The 17,682-nt window shown below is 42.4% G+C and carries 21 protein-coding genes and 2 tRNA genes; 16 read left to right on the plus strand and 7 right to left on the minus strand.

Annotated elements, in window-relative coordinates; genetic code table 11:
* Nucleotides 1–72 precede the first annotated feature (72 nt).
* The 3 genes from CRI9333_RS08740 to ruvB form a co-directional block, all read right to left on the minus strand.
* On the minus strand, nt 73–894 hold the full coding sequence (locus tag CRI9333_RS08740) for a tetratricopeptide repeat protein (protein ID WP_015202802.1): 822 nt from the start codon (nt 892–894) through the stop codon (nt 73–75).
* Between the two features lie 92 nt (nt 895–986).
* On the minus strand, nt 987–1,445 hold the full coding sequence (locus tag CRI9333_RS08745; protein ID WP_015202803.1) for a GAF domain-containing protein: 459 nt from the start codon (nt 1,443–1,445) through the stop codon (nt 987–989).
* Between the two features lie 45 nt (nt 1,446–1,490).
* Nucleotides 1,491–2,582 carry a Holliday junction branch migration DNA helicase RuvB gene (gene ruvB / locus CRI9333_RS08750; protein WP_015202804.1) on the minus strand — a complete coding sequence of 364 codons (1,092 nt, stop codon included), beginning with the start codon at nt 2,580–2,582 and terminating at the stop codon, nt 1,491–1,493.
* 55 nt (nt 2,583–2,637) lie between these two features.
* Between ruvB and hisF the strand changes: the two genes are divergently transcribed.
* From hisF to CRI9333_RS08765, 3 genes are all read left to right on the plus strand, one after another.
* Nucleotides 2,638–3,408, plus strand: a complete 771-nt coding sequence (hisF, locus tag CRI9333_RS08755) for an imidazole glycerol phosphate synthase subunit HisF (protein ID WP_015202805.1) — start codon at nt 2,638–2,640, stop codon at nt 3,406–3,408.
* A gap of 105 nt (nt 3,409–3,513) precedes the next feature.
* Complete coding sequence (locus tag CRI9333_RS08760) at nt 3,514–3,723, plus strand: hypothetical protein (protein WP_015202806.1); 210 nt, start codon at nt 3,514–3,516, stop codon at nt 3,721–3,723.
* Nucleotides 3,724–3,789: 66 nt separating this feature from the next.
* A tRNA-Ala gene (locus tag CRI9333_RS08765) sits at nt 3,790–3,862 on the plus strand.
* A 171-nt stretch (nt 3,863–4,033) separates the two neighbouring features.
* Here CRI9333_RS08765 and CRI9333_RS08770 read toward each other — a convergent pair.
* The 4 genes from CRI9333_RS08770 to CRI9333_RS08785 form a co-directional block, all read right to left on the minus strand.
* A tRNA-Glu gene (locus CRI9333_RS08770) sits at nt 4,034–4,106 on the minus strand.
* A gap of 118 nt (nt 4,107–4,224) precedes the next feature.
* A complete protein-coding gene (locus CRI9333_RS08775; RefSeq protein WP_015202807.1) occupies nt 4,225–4,773 on the minus strand; it encodes an NYN domain-containing protein in 549 nt (182 codons plus the stop codon).
* Nucleotides 4,774–4,902: 129 nt separating this feature from the next.
* Nucleotides 4,903–5,607, minus strand: a complete 705-nt coding sequence (locus CRI9333_RS08780; RefSeq protein WP_015202808.1) for an energy-coupling factor ABC transporter ATP-binding protein — start codon at nt 5,605–5,607, stop codon at nt 4,903–4,905.
* A complete protein-coding gene (locus tag CRI9333_RS08785) occupies nt 5,604–5,867 on the minus strand; it encodes a hypothetical protein (RefSeq protein WP_015202809.1) in 264 nt (87 codons plus the stop codon). Before CRI9333_RS08785 ends, CRI9333_RS08780 begins: the two co-directional genes overlap by 4 nt.
* Before the next feature lie 292 nt (nt 5,868–6,159).
* Here CRI9333_RS08785 and psbD point away from each other — a divergent pair, with 292 nt between their 5' ends.
* From psbD to CRI9333_RS08845, 13 genes are all read left to right on the plus strand, one after another.
* A complete protein-coding gene (gene psbD / locus CRI9333_RS08790; RefSeq protein WP_015202410.1) occupies nt 6,160–7,218 on the plus strand; it encodes a photosystem II D2 protein (photosystem q(a) protein) in 1,059 nt (352 codons plus the stop codon).
* A 596-nt stretch (nt 7,219–7,814) separates the two neighbouring features.
* On the plus strand, nt 7,815–7,967 hold the full coding sequence (locus CRI9333_RS26660) for a hypothetical protein (RefSeq protein ID WP_015202810.1): 153 nt from the start codon (nt 7,815–7,817) through the stop codon (nt 7,965–7,967).
* Between the two features lie 229 nt (nt 7,968–8,196).
* Nucleotides 8,197–9,126 carry an RluA family pseudouridine synthase gene (locus CRI9333_RS08795; protein WP_390370101.1) on the plus strand — a complete coding sequence of 310 codons (930 nt, stop codon included), beginning with the start codon at nt 8,197–8,199 and terminating at the stop codon, nt 9,124–9,126.
* 613 nt (nt 9,127–9,739) lie between these two features.
* A complete protein-coding gene (locus tag CRI9333_RS08800; protein WP_015202812.1) occupies nt 9,740–10,258 on the plus strand; it encodes a phycocyanin subunit beta in 519 nt (172 codons plus the stop codon).
* An 89-nt stretch (nt 10,259–10,347) separates the two neighbouring features.
* On the plus strand, nt 10,348–10,836 hold the full coding sequence (cpcA, locus tag CRI9333_RS08805; RefSeq protein WP_015202813.1) for a phycocyanin subunit alpha: 489 nt from the start codon (nt 10,348–10,350) through the stop codon (nt 10,834–10,836).
* A 142-nt stretch (nt 10,837–10,978) separates the two neighbouring features.
* A complete protein-coding gene (locus CRI9333_RS08810; RefSeq protein ID WP_015202814.1) occupies nt 10,979–11,857 on the plus strand; it encodes a phycobilisome linker polypeptide in 879 nt (292 codons plus the stop codon).
* 384 nt (nt 11,858–12,241) lie between these two features.
* Nucleotides 12,242–12,520, plus strand: coding sequence for a phycobilisome linker polypeptide (locus CRI9333_RS08815; protein ID WP_015202815.1), 279 nt, complete (start codon nt 12,242–12,244; stop codon nt 12,518–12,520).
* Between the two features lie 26 nt (nt 12,521–12,546).
* A complete protein-coding gene (locus CRI9333_RS08820) occupies nt 12,547–13,398 on the plus strand; it encodes a HEAT repeat domain-containing protein (RefSeq protein WP_015202816.1) in 852 nt (283 codons plus the stop codon).
* Nucleotides 13,399–13,470: 72 nt separating this feature from the next.
* The gene (locus CRI9333_RS08825; protein WP_015202817.1) at nt 13,471–14,142 is read left to right on the plus strand and encodes a HEAT repeat domain-containing protein; all 672 of its coding nucleotides are present in this window, start codon (nt 13,471–13,473) and stop codon (nt 14,140–14,142) included.
* 46 nt (nt 14,143–14,188) lie between these two features.
* A complete protein-coding gene (locus tag CRI9333_RS08830) occupies nt 14,189–15,022 on the plus strand; it encodes a phycobilisome rod-core linker polypeptide (RefSeq protein WP_015202818.1) in 834 nt (277 codons plus the stop codon).
* Nucleotides 15,023–15,106: 84 nt separating this feature from the next.
* Complete coding sequence (locus CRI9333_RS08835; protein WP_015202819.1) at nt 15,107–15,850, plus strand: phycobilisome rod-core linker polypeptide; 744 nt, start codon at nt 15,107–15,109, stop codon at nt 15,848–15,850.
* Nucleotides 15,851–16,032: 182 nt separating this feature from the next.
* On the plus strand, nt 16,033–16,791 hold the full coding sequence (locus CRI9333_RS08840; protein WP_015202820.1) for a phycobilisome rod-core linker polypeptide: 759 nt from the start codon (nt 16,033–16,035) through the stop codon (nt 16,789–16,791).
* A gap of 199 nt (nt 16,792–16,990) precedes the next feature.
* Nucleotides 16,991–17,617, plus strand: coding sequence for a Uma2 family endonuclease (locus tag CRI9333_RS08845; RefSeq protein ID WP_015202821.1), 627 nt, complete (start codon nt 16,991–16,993; stop codon nt 17,615–17,617).
* Nucleotides 17,618–17,682: the final 65 nt, after the last annotated feature.

A 17,682-nucleotide genomic window follows, 5' to 3' on the forward strand; every position in this document is an offset into this window, starting at 1 on the left:
GTTACTTTGTTTCTAGTTAAGTTTTGCTTGGGTTACTTTTTTTGATACAGCAATGAGCGTAACAGAAGCCATTTATTGCAATTTAATAAACTTTTCTAAAGCTGCAACCATCACTGGAGGCCAACGGCGCACATTTTTCACCCAGTCCAAATTTTTATAGCGCAAATCTAATCCAACAGCAGCTACCCAGTGACTTTCAGCTTCACCTTGTTTGCCTTGTTCCCATAGTGCGGCGGTAAGCGCAGCGCGGACATCAGGAAATTGAGGATATTTGCGAATAATATTACGCATAGTGCGGATGGCTTCTGTGGTTTGCCCAATTTGATAAAGTGCGATCGCATAATTAGCTCGAGCTATGGCAAAATTCGGTGCAAGTTCGGCTGATTTCTGATAATCTGCGATCGCACTCTCCCATTTTTCTAATCCCGCTTCGGCATTACCCCGATTGTTATAAGCCATTGCGTCCTTAGCATCTAGTTCTAGCACCCGATTGTAATCAGCAATTGCTTCCTGCCAACGTCCTAAGCCTTCATAAGCTGTACCGCGATTTAAATAGGGATCAGTAGCATTAGGAGCAAGTTCAATGGCTTTGTTATAATCTGCGATCGCATCCTCTAACTTATTCTGGCTAACCCTGACATTACCTCTATTACTCCAAATAGCTGGATTACTAGGAAATTTTTCAATTAATTCTGTCCAATTCTGTTCAGCCGTAGCAAAATTACCACTATTGCCCGCGTTTATAGCTTTCGCTGCTAACTCATCCCCTACCTGTAATTCCGATTCTGTAAACTGAGGTGCATCCTGGGTTTGTGCCATTACCGCAGGCACATATATCAACCCCATTAATACGACTAGCACAATACTTAATAAATTTAGAATCCAACGAATCATAGACTTGTTTTTAATTGAGCCGAGTTTACGTTATCAATGCCAGATTTTAAAATACTAAAACCCTTCTCCGGCAATTGCATTAATCAAAAATTTTAAATTGAATGAAATATCAACGATTGAATTTGATCTTTGAGCGCTGCGATCAGTTGCTCATCTGCGGGTTGGATTTGATCGCTATAAAATATTAGTACCGCTTTTACTTCCCCTGATTCAATAATTGGTATTCCTACTGCTGCTTTTAGTCCGGCAGATTTGGCAAGATGGGAGCGGTAGTAAATTGCAGGTTGTTCCGAGACATTTTCAATCCATTCCGCTTCTTGAAACATCCATACACGACCAGGCAATCCCGCACCTGCTCTAAACGTAAATTCTTCTGAGAACCTTCTAAACTCAGCTATTTCCGACGTATCCATATATACAGCAGGATGGCATCGTAGCACATCTTGATCTGGAACCCAAATCTCGCCATATTTCCAGCCCCTTATCTGGCAAATTTGTTCTAGAACATTTTTTAGGGCAACTGTCGTAGCTTCTGTTGTACCTATTTCCAATCTTCTTACTCCTAGTGATTTTTATATATGATTGTCAAAAAATAACTATTCATAGCCTAAATGTTTTCTCGCTGCTGGTGTGACAACTCGACCACGAGGTGTGCGATGCAAATAGCCAATTTGTAACAAATATGGTTCGTATACTTCCTCAATAGTCATAGAATCTTCACCAGTTGCGGCTGCTACAGCTTCTAAACCTACAGGCCCCCCATTAAACTGTTCAATCATTACAGTTAACATTAAGCGATCTGCCCAATCTAAACCTTTAGGATCTACATTAAATACTTCTAATCCTTCTGATGCTACTTCTTGATTAATTTGAGGGTATTTCTTTACTTGAGCATAATCCCGTACCCGTTTTAATAAGCGGTTAGCAATTCTAGGAGTTCCACGAGAACGACGGGCAATTTCCAAAGCACCATCTTCAGTTATTTCAGTTTTAAGAATCTCAGCAGTACGAAGCACAATTAAAGTTAATTCATCGGGTTCATAAAAACGTAGTCGTTGGATTAAACCAAAGCGATCGCGCAAAGGCGATGATAGTGAACCGACGCGAGTTGTTGCCCCAACTAACGTAAATTTAGCTAACGGGATACTACGAATTTTGGCAGTTGGGCCTTTACCAACCGTGATATCTAGCCGAAAGTCCTCCATCGCTGGATAAAGCAGTTCCTCTGTCATCCTAGCTAAACGATGAATTTCATCTATAAATAAGATATCCCCCGGACTTAGATTCACCAGTAAACCAACAATATCACGAGGTCGTTCTAAGGCAGGAGCAGAAGTAATCTTGCAATTTACTCCCATTTCTGTTGCTAAAATCAGCGACATCGTGGTTTTTCCCAAACCAGGAGGGCCATAAAGCAGCAAGTGATCTAGTGATTCTCCCCTACCCTTAGAAGCAGCGATCGCAATTTCTAAGACACCCTTAAGATCTTTTTGCCCAATATAATCAGCCAATCGTTGAGGTCTGATGCTTTCGTCTTGCTTCCCCTCCTCCTCTGCTGTCGCTACTGGTTGCAATATTTCAGGCTTAGGGGAAGCTTTCGGAATATTTTTGCGTTCCCTTACACCCCTACTCTTCTGAGTTTGATCTTTTGGTTCTTCGGAGTTTTGTTTTGATGAGATAATCGCCATGTTGCCCAATCATCGGGTTGTTAGATAATTTCGCGAATCAGGAATATAAATTGCCATGCTAGCTAAACGCATCTTACCTTGCCTCGATGTGAAAGCGGGGCGAGTAGTTAAAGGTGTCAACTTTGTGGATTTACGGGATGCTGGTGATCCTGTGGAACTCGCACAAGCATATAATGACGCGGGTGCAGATGAATTGGTGTTTCTGGATATCACCGCCACCCACGAAGACAGGGACACAATTATTGATGTGGTCTACCGCACCGCCGAACAAGTTTTTATTCCTTTAACCGTGGGAGGTGGAATTCAATCCTTAGAGAACATTAAATATTTGTTAAGAGCAGGTGCGGATAAGGTCAGTATTAACTCAGCCGCAGTACGTGATCCTAGCTTGATTAATCGAGCAAGCGATCGCTTCGGTAATCAGTGCATTGTAGTAGCAATTGATGCACGTAGACGACTAGATCCTACTAATCCTGGCTGGGATGTTTACGTGCGCGGTGGGCGGGAAAATACTGGCATAGATGCGATCGCTTGGGCAAAAGAACTAGAACAACGTGGCGCAGGAGAATTACTCGTCACCAGCATGGATGCTGATGGAACTCAAGCAGGATATGATTTAGAGCTTACACGCACAATTGCCGAACTTGTGCAAATTCCTGTCATTGCCTCTGGTGGCGCTGGTAACTGCGACCATATTTATGAAGCACTAACAGCAGGAAAAGCAGAAGCGGCGCTTTTAGCCTCACTCCTACATTTCGGACAACTGACAGTTGCTCAAATTAAACAACATTTAACAGAACATCAGGTTCCAGTAAGGTTAACGTAGCTATTTTTACAGGGTCTTGTTTGAGCAAGAACAGATGCAGCTTCAGTGGCATCCCTCCGTCACATTGTGTAATATTAGAATCAACAACTGTTACATTTCGTAAATATGTTGATTCCTATTCTAATTTTTGACGTGGCTCTGGTTGCCTGGTCATTACACCTAATGCAGCAAGCTGTAGACCAGCAGGAATTTTCCTTAATGCTGGCTGGCACATTAGTAGCGATGTCAGCCGCAGCTATGTTAGTTGTATATTTTTTAATGGGAAGCTACGTTGGCTACTTAGCTCAAATGGCTGAGTATCCCTGTGCCTTTTAATTTCATAATTTTAAAATTAATTAAGTTGACGAACTTATACTATTAGAGGCATAATAAAGCACGTAAGGGGTTATAGCTCAGTTGGTAGAGCACCTCAATGGCATTGAGGGGGTCTGCGGTTCGAATCCGCATAGCTCCATATTTATTTTTTATTTTGAAATCACACCTAGACCGCACAAGAAAAAGGTTTGGGCAATTTACTAATGCTTTAACAACCCTTGATGCTTCTAGAAATCATTTTGGAGTTTTTAAACAAACAAAAAAGGCAGATATCTATTCATCTACCTTTTTTGAACTTATTTATTTTAAGTACCCCCAGGGGAATTCGAATCCCCGTCGCCTCCGTGAAAGGGAGGTGTCCTAGGCCTCTAGACGATGGGGGCGTACTTGTTAGCGCTTTGTTGACGCGCTTGCGTTCGCTGCACCTTTAATAACTTACCCAATATTTCTATGTCTGTCAACTATTAATTCAAAAATTTTTTAATTTCTTTTTTAGAGCTTTCATTTCAATCCACGCCTCCACTCTGCTAGACGTTCCTGTGCCTTGGGATCGAGAGAATTGAATAGAAAACGGCTGGCAGATTGTTTTTTAGAGCGTTGTTGTCGTTGCGATCGCAGAGTTGTTGACTCAACCGCATCAAATAGCTGTTGTGCCGACATCAATTCGGCTCCATAACCTACAACCATTAGCTGCTGTGTCCTATCTGACGTTGCCACAATCACCCGTTGTCCTGATTTACTGACATCGTGACGCAGTGAGGCACAGAATTTTTCTATGTAGGTATCAGCCGTTTGTCCAAAATCGGTGTAATAAATAGATAAATTCTGAGTAATGACCTCGCTATAACTGCGAGTGTCCTGATATTGGGCATCAAAGATAATGTAAGTCTCTAGCGCTTCCAAGGCACTATAGTTCACTAGAGCCTCTATTAAGGCTTGGCGAGATGCCTCTAAGCCATCACGAACCCGTGTTTGTTGCAGAGAAGACCAGGCTCCAATTACATTGTAGCCGTCAACTAGCAAAACCGAAGGCAGTCGAGAACGAGGCATTATCCAGAGCCAATTTTTGGCAAAAATTAATATTACTGTTTTATATCTTAAATTTCTTTTAAGCATTTACCGTTGTGTTCTTTGATACAGAACACAACGGTAAACAAGCGTATCAAAGCAGAGCAGGTGCTAAACACTCAAATCTTGTTCTACCTGCATTAGCCGTTGGCTGAGGCGTTTAGGATCGCCTTGATCAACCACCTGCCCTTTTTCTAATAAAAAAGCACCGTCACAATAATTTAACTCATCTAAGCGGTGTGTTACCCAAAGAGCCGTGAGATTTCTGCTTTTGACAAGGTGTCGCACTTGCGCCACCAGATCTAACTGAGAATCTGGATCAAGCAAAGCAGTAGGTTCATCTAAAAGTAAAACCTCACACCGACGGGCAATAGCACCAGCGATCGCAATTCGCTGCTTCTGACCCCCGCTTAAAGCATAAATTGGGCGACGTTCCAGATCCAGCAAATTTACTGCTACTAGCGCCTGCTCTACCCGCCTGCGTACCTCCGGTAATGACAACTTTTCTTCCACCAGCCCAAAAGCGACATCTGCACCTACGGTAGGCATCACTAGCTGATGATCTGGGTTTTGAAACACAAACCCCACGTGGTTAGAAATTTCAATCTCTCCACTTTTTGGCTGCAATAATCCCGCCAGCAATCTCAGCAAAGTTGACTTACCACTGCCATTAGTCCCCAAAAGCATCCAAAATTCACCCTTGGGGACTTCTAAAGAGCAGGTTTGCAGAACTACATCTCCTTTAGGCCAGTTAAAGCATAAATCCCGCACTCGGATAGCAGAATCAGCTTTTTCTGATGCGGTTGAGGTGTTCATTGAGTAACAGCAAAAAAGCCTGGTGCTTTTCCAGCCGCAGAGGCACCGGATTTTTCATATATTTGTACAGCACAAATTTCACTGCTGAATACAGCTACTTTTTTGTCTGGTTGGCGTTCACAGGTAAGTTCCAACAATTGGCTGTCCCCACGTAGGGCTGCAAGAATCTGTTTGTAGACTTCCTCAGCATCCTCTGCCGACTTACGTTGCACTGATAAAGGTATAGGTGTGTTCTTCAGAGTTAATTCAATGATGTACATGGGAAGATTAAGCAATATATTGGTTGGACTTACTTCCAGTATTGCAAACGCAAGTCAGCATAAGCGCGGAATTCAGCTTTCCACTATCCCTGAGTTACAAGAAATAATTTATTTTTTAATAGAACCATGCAAAAATCTCATAATTTGTACATAATTAAATTAAACTGAGTAAAGAAACGTAAACTCAGTTGACAGAATAGCTAGTTTTCTGCGTAGCGTTAGCTGTCCATCAGCGAACTCAGGCAGATAACTGCACTCATAAACACATAAACTCTCTGGAGATTTGCTCTCTATGACAATTGCAGTTGGACGCGCCCCAGCAGGACAAGGCTGGTTTGACGCACTAGACGACTGGCTCAAGCGCGATCGCTTCGTGTTCGTCGGCTGGAGTGGCATACTACTATTCCCCTGCGCCTACCTCGCCATCGGCGGGTGGCTCACAGGCACAACCTTCGTCACCAGTTGGTACACTCACGGACTAGCATCCTCCTACCTAGAAGGTTGCAACTTCCTAACAGTAGCCGTATCCACCCCACCCAACAGCGTGGGACACTCCCTACTACTACTGTGGGGACCAGAAGCCCAAGGCGACTTAACTCGTTGGTTCCAACTCGGCGGCTTATGGACATTTGTAGCATTGCATGGAGCATTTGCCTTAATCGGCTTCTGCTTAAGACAGCTAGAAATCGCCCGTCTAGTCGGCATTCGTCCCTATAACGCCTTAGCATTTACAGGTCCCATTGCCGTATTCGTCTCCGTATTCCTGATGTACCCACTAGGGCAATCAGGTTGGTTCTTTGCCCCCAGCTTTGGAGTAGCAGCAATTTTCCGCTTCTTGCTATTCTTGCAAGGGTTCCACAACTGGACATTGAACCCCTTCCACATGATGGGAGTAGCAGGAATCTTAGGTGGTGCTTTACTGTGTGCCATTCATGGAGCCACAGTAGAAAACACCTTATTTGAAGACGGCGACAAAGCCAACACCTTCCGGGCATTCAACCCCACCCAATCAGAAGAAACCTACAGTATGGTGACCGCCAACCGTTTCTGGTCACAAATATTTGGGATTGCTTTCTCCAACAAACGTTGGTTGCACTTCTTCATGTTGTTTGTACCAGTTACAGGCTTGTGGATGAGTTCAGTTGGGATTGTGGGTTTAGCATTGAACCTACGGGCGTATGACTTTGTGTCCCAGGAAATCCGCGCTGCGGAAGACCCAGAGTTTGAAACGTTCTACACCAAGAATATTCTGCTCAATGAAGGTATCCGGGCTTGGATGGCTCCTGCTGACCAACCTCACGAGACTTTTGTGTTCCCTGAAGAAGTTCTTCCTCGTGGTAACGCTCTGTAAAATTTAGCTAATTGACTATAGGTTAAATACCTAAATTGCTACTTTACCCCTGCCGTCGGTAGGGGTATTTTTCTGCTTTCACCTGGAAGATTGACGGGTGGCGTAAGACAAATTAGGAAAATGTGATCTGCAAATCTTTGTATGTATAGCAATCAGCATTCAGCTTAGGCTACGCTACGGCGTTCCGCGCGTACAGTAGTCAGCTTTTATATTGTCCTTACGTGAGGATAGATAAATTTCATATTAAAAAATCATTTGTGAAGAGTTTAATTAAGCAAAATAAGACAGCAAAATCATTACTGGCTAAAGAACAAACTAAATTGTTGGGCAGTTTTTATACAACTAAATATACGCTGCCAAAAGCTGAACTTAAAAAGAAGAAATAAAAATTATTACCAGTACAAGAATGGTTTCACTTCTTTTTGAAGAATAGACCTTCTTGCCAAAGTCAAGCGATCACAAAAAGGCAGGGGCTGGCACAAGCAGTTTAGGAAGCAGTGTGACACCTGCTGAAACTGGCTACTTCTTACCCCACGAATACAACAAAAACTTATTTAATAAAATTAATTGAGTTTAAATTAAGTTCTAGTAAAACTATGGAATCCCTCGCATATATCTATATAGCCCAAGCTTACGAAGAAGCAACCCTCAAGTATCAGCAAGTTTATAAATTGGTGCATACGGTTGAAACTAATGTCAATAAAACCGAGGTTAAATTGCTCAGGACTTACGCAGACTTAAAAAAATAATTGTCCCCTCAGCTTGAAAATCAAAGCTTTTTCCCAGTTACGGATCACCAGTCGCCAATCTTTAAAGCATAAATATTTAGAAAAAATGCCTAAGTACTACTGATAGCTTAATACTGGCATTTCAAGTAAAAATATAAGAGGCGAGTTCTCCGTATTTACTATTTTGGAATCTCAAATTGACCTGCAAGTTCAAGTTTCTAAAAATTGTCTTGAAGATACACAGTACATTTTGCAGGTAGGTAGTGATGCCGACAGCAGTTCTGTCGCAGAAAGTGTATTTCGTCTTGATTCTTGGTTAGCTAATCAACTAGCAAATTTATCTCGTTCTCGAATTCAAAAGCTAATTACACAAGGGTGTGTGCAAATTAATGATCAAATTTGTTCTGTAAAAGATACCAAAGTTAAACTAGGCGATCGCATTCATGTAACTATTCCTGAAGCTGAACCACCAAAAACCCAGGCAGAAAATATTCCCCTGGATATTCTCTACGAAGATGATTCTTTGTTAATTGTTAACAAACCTGCGGGTTTAGTTGTTCATCCTGCTGCTGGTCACGAAACAGGTACGCTAGTTAATGCTCTTTTAGCACACTGCCCGTTATCTGAAATTGGGGGTGTACAGCGACCTGGAATTGTTCATCGCTTGGATAAAGATACTACTGGTGCGATCGCCATTGCTAAAACAGACCAGGCTCATCAACACCTCCAAGCACAGCTAAAAGCCAAAACAGCTTGTCGGGAATACTTGGGTGTAGTCTACGGTTCCCCCAAAACTGATAGCGGTAGTGTTGACGCGCCTATTGGTCGCCATCCTGTAGACCGCAAGAAAATGGCTGTAGTAGCAGAAGCAAGCGGTCGTCCTGCTGTTACCCACTGGCGGGTAAAGGAACGCTTGGGAAACTACACGCTGCTGCATTTCCAATTAGAAACAGGGCGTACCCATCAAATTCGCGTCCATAGCACCCATATTGGGCATCCGATAGTAGGTGATCCAGTTTACAGTTCTCGTCACTCAGTAGGTGTTAACCTTACAGGTCAAGCCCTCCATGCGTGGCGACTGCGATTACAACATCCTGTATCTGGAGAATTGATAGAAGCGATCGCCCCTCCTCCCCCAGCTTTTGTCACTTTGTTGGAAGTATTACGACATCGCTGCTGACGAGAAGTAGAAACGAAAAATCTGCACTAACTACTCATAACTGCCCTCGATATCGTGCTAATTTTGTTGAGATTTAGAAATATTTTGTTGATATATCTACACAATTCTTCTTAAATTCCTCATATTTAAAAACTCTAGAAGCCTTGTAGAGCTTAAAATTTGGCAAATGTTAAAATAATCTTAAAAGTATTGACACCTGTTTTTTAGGTATAAATACTTGCTAATTTTGTAACAAGAAACCATGTATCAATCCTATTCAAAGCCTTCCCTAGCAAGGGATTAACCCTTGAAAAAACGATGTTAAGGGGGCTTAAAAAAACTTAATAAAAAAAGCCTTGCAGGCGTTGTATAAAAGTTACTCGGAAGGGATAAATGACAGACAGAAGTTAAACAAACACGGATTCAGGTAGGTTGACCCGTCTCTCATAAAAGAAAACTTGTTTCTCATAAATTTTCTAAAACCGTTTTGTTACATATAGTTAAGTGACAGGCGTGAGAGACTCAGAAACTGCAAAGTTTGTTTAACATTAGGTTTGAACAGAACCTTTCAAGGCTGATTCAACGGTTTTTATCAAAACCACACTCAAATCAAAATCAGTAGGAGATTTTATTCATGTTAGACGCATTCGCCAAGGTTGTTTCTCAGGCTGATGCTCGTGGTGAATTCCTCACCAACGATCAATTCAACGCATTGAGCAACATGGTTAAAGAAGGCAACAAGCGCCTTGATGTTGTAAACCGCATCACAGGTAACGCTTCTACAATCGTTTCTAACGCTGCTCGTGCTTTATTTGAAGATCAGCCTCAACTGATTCAACCAGGTGGTAACGCCTATACCAACCGTCGCATGGCTGCTTGCCTCCGCGACATGGAAATCATCCTGCGCTATGTAACCTATGCAACCATTGCAGGTGACTCCAGTGTATTAGATGACCGTTGCTTGAATGGTCTGCGTGAAACATACCAAGCTTTAGGTGTACCTGGTGGTTCCGTTGCTTCTGGCGTTCAAAAAATGAAAGATGCAGCAATTGCAATTGCTAACGATCCCAATGGTATTACCAAAGGTGATTGCAGCGCTTTAATGTCTGAATTGTCTGGCTACTTTGATCGTGCTGCTTCCGCAGTTGCGTAGTCATAACTTCGCCATGATTCCTTGACAAACGTTAAGGTAATCCAACTTGAACTAAAAAGCACAACAAATAATAGGGAGATAGCTAAACAATGAAGACCCCAATTACCGAAGCAATCGCCTCAGCAGATACCCAAGGACGTTTCTTGAGCAATGCTGAAATGCACCAAGTTTACGGTCGTTACGAGCGTGCTGCTGCTGCTATGGAAGCTGCTCAAGCTCTGACCAACAATGCTCAAAAACTAACTGACGGTGCTGCTAACGCAGTTTACCAAAAGTTCCCTTACACCACCCAACAACAAGGGCCTAACTTTTCATCAGATTCTCGTGGTAAAGGCAAGTGCGCTCGCGACATTGGTTACTATGTTCGCATTATCAGCTACTGTTTAGTTGCTGGTGGCACTGGCCCTCTAGATGAATTCTTGTTGGCTGGTTTAGATGAAATCAACCGCACTTTCGACCTATCCAATAGCTGGTATGTTGAAGCCCTCAAGTGGATCAAAGCTAACCACGGTGTAGGTGGACAAGCTGCTGTTGAAGCTAACGCTTACATCGACTACGCAATTAACGCCCTGAGCTAGTATTCAGGTGCGCTGCCCGGAAGAGTGAGCGAATGTTGGCGTTCGTTGCTAACAATTGCTGATTTTTCCGGGCATTGTTTTAGCTATTTTGAGCATAAAAATTTTCAAATCTTAAATAAATTGTTGCGTTGGGAGAGCAAGAATGAGCGGCTTAGTAGCGGCGAATTTACAAGCAGCAGGAAGGCTGGGTCTTTCTGCTTTCGATGCTTCATCCAAGGTGGAACTACGTCCTGACTGGACAGAAGATGACCTGCAAGCAGTAATCAAAGTTGCTTACCGCCAGGTATTAGGCAACGATTACATCATGAAATTTGAACGCTTAACCAATGCTGAATCTCAGCTACGGCAAGGCAACATCACTGTCAGAGATTTTATCCGCGCAATTGCCAAGTCAGAGCTATACAAAACCAAGTTTTTGTATCGCAATTCCAACACCCGCTTTATTGAGCTTAACTACAAGCATCTATTAGGACGGGCTCCCTATGATGAATCTGAGGTAAATTATCACCTCAATCTTTACAATGATCGCGGGTACGACGCAGAAATTGATTCTTACTTTGATAGCGTCGAATACGAAGCTAACTTTGGTAACAATGTTGTACCTTATTACCAAGGTTTTTCAGTTAAGCCAGGAGTAAGAACAACCGGATTTACTCGGATGTTTAGGCTATATCGCGGTTATGCTAACAGCGATAGCTCCCAAGTTGAAGGTAGAAGCCCTCACGTCTTCCGTGAATTAGCTAAAAATCAAGCTAACAATATTTCCCAACCTAGCGGTAGCAGTGGTAGTTGGAGCCATAGCGGTAGTGCTAGCACTGACACTCCTAAACAAGCTTTAGGTGGTTCATGGGGAGAAAGCGGACGGATTTATCGCTTAGAAGTAGCAGGAATTCGTCAGCCTGGATATCCCAAGGTTCGTCGTAGTAACACAGCTTTCTTAGTTCCTGTGGAACAAATGTTGAGCAAAATGCAGGAAATTCAGCGCGTAGGCGGCAAAATTGTCAACGTTACACCTGCATAATGGTAAATTTTGTTGACTGTTAGCAACAAAATTAGGCAGGAAATGCCCAAGATCAACAGCTACCTAGTTAGAGGTTTCTAAACCTAAAACTAGAAAACATTCAAGACTTACGCACGCAGAGGCTAGTGAGCCAGAGGCTTGCACTACATATAAAATAGTCGCAATTGTGAGCTTGATCTGTAGTGTGTGCATCTTGTTTGCGTGTCACTAGCTGCGTAAGTTTTGGCATTGTTAGCTCTGACATATTAAGTTTTTAAGTTGAAGAGCTAACGATAAAATCTAAAAATTTGTGTATAAAATTTGGGGCAAAAACCAAAATAATAAATATAGGTATAAATGCCTCAAAATACCGCCTAATTACTTTAGTAAGGAGTTATTTCAACGATGTTTGGTCAAACTGCACTTGGAAGCGCCAGTTTAAATGATTCACAAGTTCGGATGTATCGCTTTGAGATCAAAGGGCTACGTCAAACTTACGCATCTGACAAGCTGAGTTATCCCATTCGCCGTAGCGGTAGTACTTTTATTACAGTTCCCTACAACCGCATGAATGATGAAATGCAGCGAATTAACCGTTTAGGCGGTCAAATCGTTAGCATTCAACCTTTAACCCTTGAAGGTAACGAACAAGCCAAAAGCGAAGCAACAGCCGCTCACCAATAAGAAGGTTAATAGCAGTAGCATTGCCCATGCTAGAGCATAGTCACAACCAGGATTCAGAATCTATATCAACGCCAGCAGAAACATCTGGTGCTGAACTTTTAACCCTTGAACAGGCTATAGCCAATCTTACCCATCCAGATCTGAGCCTGCGTTACTATGCTGCTTGGTGGTTGGGTAAATTCGCTAATGGTGAACCTCAAGTTGTTGATGCTTTAATAGCTGCTTTGGAGGACGAGGCAGATCGCACCGAATTAGGAGGATATCCTCTCCGGCGCAATGCCGCGCGATCGCTAGGTAAATTAGCAGATCTGCGAGCAGTAAACCCACTAATTCGTTGTCTAGAATGTTCTGACTATTATGTGAGGGAAGCAGCAGCGCAATCCCTGGGAACGCTGGGAGATACAAGCTGTATTCCTAACTTAATGCAACTTCTAGAAGGCGGTGTGGCAGCCGTTCCCTTAGTTCCAGGGCGACCTCACTTGGCTGAACCTGCTGAAGCAGCAATGGAGTCTTTAGCAATACTCAAGGCGACTGAGGCAATTGCATTAATTCGACCGTTCTTAGAGTATCCATTGGAACGGATCAGGTATGCAGCAGCAAGAGCTATGTACCTGCTCACCCAAGAAGCAGTTTATGGAGAAACTTTAGTGCAAGCGATCGCTAACACCGATTTAAAATTGCGCCGAACTCTGTTACTCGACTTGGGTGCTAGTGGGTATTTACCTGGAGCATCGGCGATCGCTGATGCGAAAGTAGAAAATAGCTTTAAAATGATTGCTCTCAAAAGCTTGCTAGAAAATCATCTTCAGCAACAAGAGACATTTACAGTATCTCCTGATGCTCAAAAAGTGATGATGCTGATGGATAATCTGTTGTAGTGACATTGCAACACATCATCCTGTGGGCTGAAATCTCAATTACGAAGCAAAAATCTCAAAATTTCAATTGGCATGACTCACTCTGCTAGTGCTTTAGAACTAATTCAATCAGTCGAGCAAGCAGATTCACCCTCACGTTTAGTTGCTGCGGTTCAAGCCTTAGCAAAAGCACGGTTAAAAGCGGGTATCCCAACTTTAATTACAGTGCTAGGTTATAACAACCCAGAAGCAGCATCAGCAGCCCTTGACGGGTTGATTCAGTTAGGTGAAGCCGCAGTTCCACTAATACTGGAGAAACTCGACGACTATAACTATGGAGCAAGAGCATATTCATTTCGGGCGCTTGCTGCGATCGCCGATCCACGCGCCTTAGATGTGTTGATTAGTGCCGCCGAAACCGACTTTGCTCCTAGTGTTCGTCGTGCTGCCGCCAAAGGGCTAGGTAACTTACGCTGGTTACAATTACCAATAGAACAGCGTCAAATTGCCCAGCCAAAGGCTATGCAGACATTACTGCTACTGGTGTCAGATCCAGAGTGGGCAATTCGCTATGCAGCAGTTGTAGGTTTGCAAGCACTAGCAGCTTCTGGTTCGATCGATTCTCCTGAGTTATTTGAGCAAATTCTAGCCGAGTTTGCTCAGATAGTTCAGACAGATTCCGACCTAGCAATTCGAGCTAGAGCGGCGATGGCTCAAGAGCAATTAAAAGCTAACACCACTCAGCTAACAGCACTCAGCTATTAGCTGTATTTTTTTCTGTTTCACCAGTTAACAATTGTAAACCTGACTTATGCCTATCCCATTACTTGAAATCACACCTAAAACCCAAAATCAGCGCGTTGAAGGTTACGACGTTGCAGATGAAGATGATGCACAGATTTATCGCTTAACTGATGCCACTTCAGAAACAGCAATTCAAAACTTAATTTGGGCTGCTTATCGCCAAATTTTCAGCGAACATTTGATTTTAGAAAGCTATCGTCAATCCGCCTTAGAATCTCAACTGCGAAATGGCGCAATTTCTGTCAAAGAATTTATTCGCGGTTTAGGCAAATCCGAAGTATATCGCAAACTTGTAGCAGACACAAATTCTAACTATCGCCTGGTAGATATTTCCTTCAAGCGGTTTTTAGGGCGTTCTAGCTACGGTAAAGATGAGCAAATTGCGTGGTCAATTGTAATTGCAACTCGCGGTTTGCATGGTTTTATTGATGCGATCGTTGATGGCGACGAATATCAATCAGAATTTGGGGATGACATCGTACCTTACCAACGCCGACGCATGGAAGGTCGTCCCTTTAATTTAGTAAATCCTCGTTATGGTGATTACTGGCGTAATCGCTTGATAGAAAGAGAAGGTGCTTCCTACTATACAGTTGGGCGTAAAGGAGACATCAATAAACGTAGTGTTGCTGAAGCAATTCCTGCTAACTTCCTCTCAATGGCTCGTGGAATGTTAGTTACTGAAATCAACTATCAAAGGACAATTGCTCAAACAAGCTCAAGAGTCAAAAATTTAACTCTTTTGGATACGACTCATAAAGCTGCTACTCCTCAACCGCCTGTTACCAGAACTGATGTAGCTTTACCCTATCGCTACATTCCCTCAACCCCTAAGCTTTAAATATAGGCAGAAGGATGAATTTACTTTGATTTAATTCCTTCTATCTTCTTAGTTGTTGTATTTACCCTTCATTCTGGATAACTAATGTCAATTCCCTTACTTACATACAAACCTTCTTCGCAAAACCAGCGTGTTGCTGGCTACGAAGTTCCTAACGAAGATACTCCTCGGACTTATGGACTAGAAAACTGCTACTCCGATACCGACGTAGAAGAGTTAATTTGGGCTGCTTATCGTCAAGTATTTAGCGAACATTTACTTCTGAGAAGCAATCGCCAAATTACCTTAGAAACCCAACTAAAAAATCGCGCAATTACAGTACGTGATTTTATTCGTGGTTTGGCGAAATCCGAAGTGTATCGACGTTTGGTAGTAGAAAGTAATTCTAACTATCGGGTAGTTGAAATCACCCTCAAACGCTTGTTAGGTCGCGCACCTTACAACAAAGATGAAGAAATCGCTTGGTCGATTAAAATTGCGACATTAGGTTTTGACGCTTTCGTTGATGCCTTAATCAATAGCGAAGAGTATCAAACTAACTTTGGAGAAAACATCTTACCTTCTCAGCGTCGCCGCTATAAAGATCGCCCATTTAACTTAGTTACTCCTCGCTATGCTGACTACTGGCGCGACAAGATAGAATCTGAGCGTTACAAATGGGGAAATGTACAGAACTTTCTGGAAATGGCACGCTCTATTAATCCTAAAGCAGCTAACCATCAGAGCGTTCAAACAGCTAACATTCAAATTCCTGATACATCACGCACAGGTGACTCACAAGGAATTCCTGTTTCAATTAACCCCTCTGCCAATTTTCCAGTGCGTTAGAAATGTTTGTTAGGGAGAACATCAGGCAGAAAATACATTTGCACTCTTGTCGATATGCCCCTAATAATGCTGGATAATAAGCATAAAAGGACAAAAGTTTAGTTGAGTTATTCAATTAATTCTGCTGTCTATTTTATGCCTTCACTTACTGTTGATTTTTTAACAATTTAGGAGACTATAGCATGGCATTGCCGTTGCTTGAATACAAGCCTTCATCGCAAAACCAACGGGTTCAGAGTTTTGGTAAATCTGATCAAAATGAAGACACCCCTTATATTTATCGGCTGGAGGATGTCAACTCTCCAGGAGAAATGAAAGCGCTAGTTTGGGCAGCTTATCGCCAAATATTTAGCGAACATGAAACGCTAAGATTTAACCGTCAGATTACTTTAGAAACCAGACTCGCAAATGGTTCCTTGACAGTTCGCGACTTTATTCGTGAATTAGTTAAATCAGAACGGTTTTATACCTTAGTTGTTTCTGTTAACGATAACTATCGTTTGGTAGAAATTTGCCTGAAGCGTTTATTAGGTCGTGAACCCTACAACCAAGACGAAAAAATTGCTTGGTCAATTAAAATTGGTACTTTAGGCTTTCATGGCTTTGTAAATGCTTTAGTTGACAGTGACGAATATATCCAAGCCTTTGGAGATTATACCGTCCCCTACCAACGCAAGCGGATGGAAGCTCGTCCTTTCAACCTCGTGACACCTCGCTACGGCGAATCTTATCGCGAAGTTGCTGGTACAACCAAGACAGATTGGCGCTTCACAATCGAGAAATACTACACTCGCAAGTACCAAGAAAAGCAACTGGCAGAGGGAGATCCCCGCAAGTTCCGCGAATTGGCAGCATCGCTTAATCCCAAGGTTAACTATGCTCAAAAGATTTCTTCCTTTGACATTGATTACCTCAGCAGAGTTCCTAATCGCGGTAAATAGTAATCGCAATTAGAACAAAAATCTAGCTGGGTCTAGTTATTATTGGTTAAACATTTTGCTAACGTAATTACGTTGCTAGATGATGGAAATCAGTAATAATTAGACCCAGCAATTTTATAGCGACGGACAAGGCGCTTATTTTTATCCCTGATTAAGTAGGTTAAAATAGTAGCGATCGCACTCTTCGAGTTGAATAATAGTGCAAGTCTTTACCAAAGCAGTTACTTTTGAGGAATTTATCCAACAGTATCCCGAAAATTCCGAAGTACGATATGAACTACATGATGGGGTAATTATTGAAATGCCCAAGCCTACAGGCAAACATTCAACTGTAACTGGCTTTTTGATAGAAGAATTAATTTTAACAATTATTTTAATGGGAAAGCGGAGTCTTTGGACAATTCCTAGAGAATCCATCATCAAACCAAACAACCAAAAATCTGGATATGAACCAGATATCATAGTTTTAAATCAAGAAGTTCTATCCAATGAACCAAGATGGGAGGATGAATCAATCATTGAAAACGCCCAATCCGTGAAACTAATTGTTGAAGTTGTTAGCACCAATTGGCGTGACGATTATTACAAAAAGCGGGCTGATTATGAAGAAATGGGCATCCCTGAATACTGGATTGTGGATTACGCTGCTAAAGGTAGTAGAAATTTCCTTGGCAATCCGAAACAACCAACCCTATCGCTACACTGGTTAGTTGAGGGTGAATATCAGGTTAACCAGTTTAGAGGTGATGTACCGATAATATCACCAACTTTTTCCCAATTTAGTTTGACTGCCGAGCAGATTTTTCAGACTATATCACTCACTTAATTACTCCCTTCCCACTAAAAGATTACTACTCGTATTCTTCTTCTTCCTTGGCGTTCTTTGCGTCT

Source organism: Crinalium epipsammum PCC 9333, assembly GCF_000317495.1.
Taxonomy (GTDB): domain Bacteria; phylum Cyanobacteriota; class Cyanobacteriia; order Cyanobacteriales; family PCC-9333; genus Crinalium; species Crinalium epipsammum.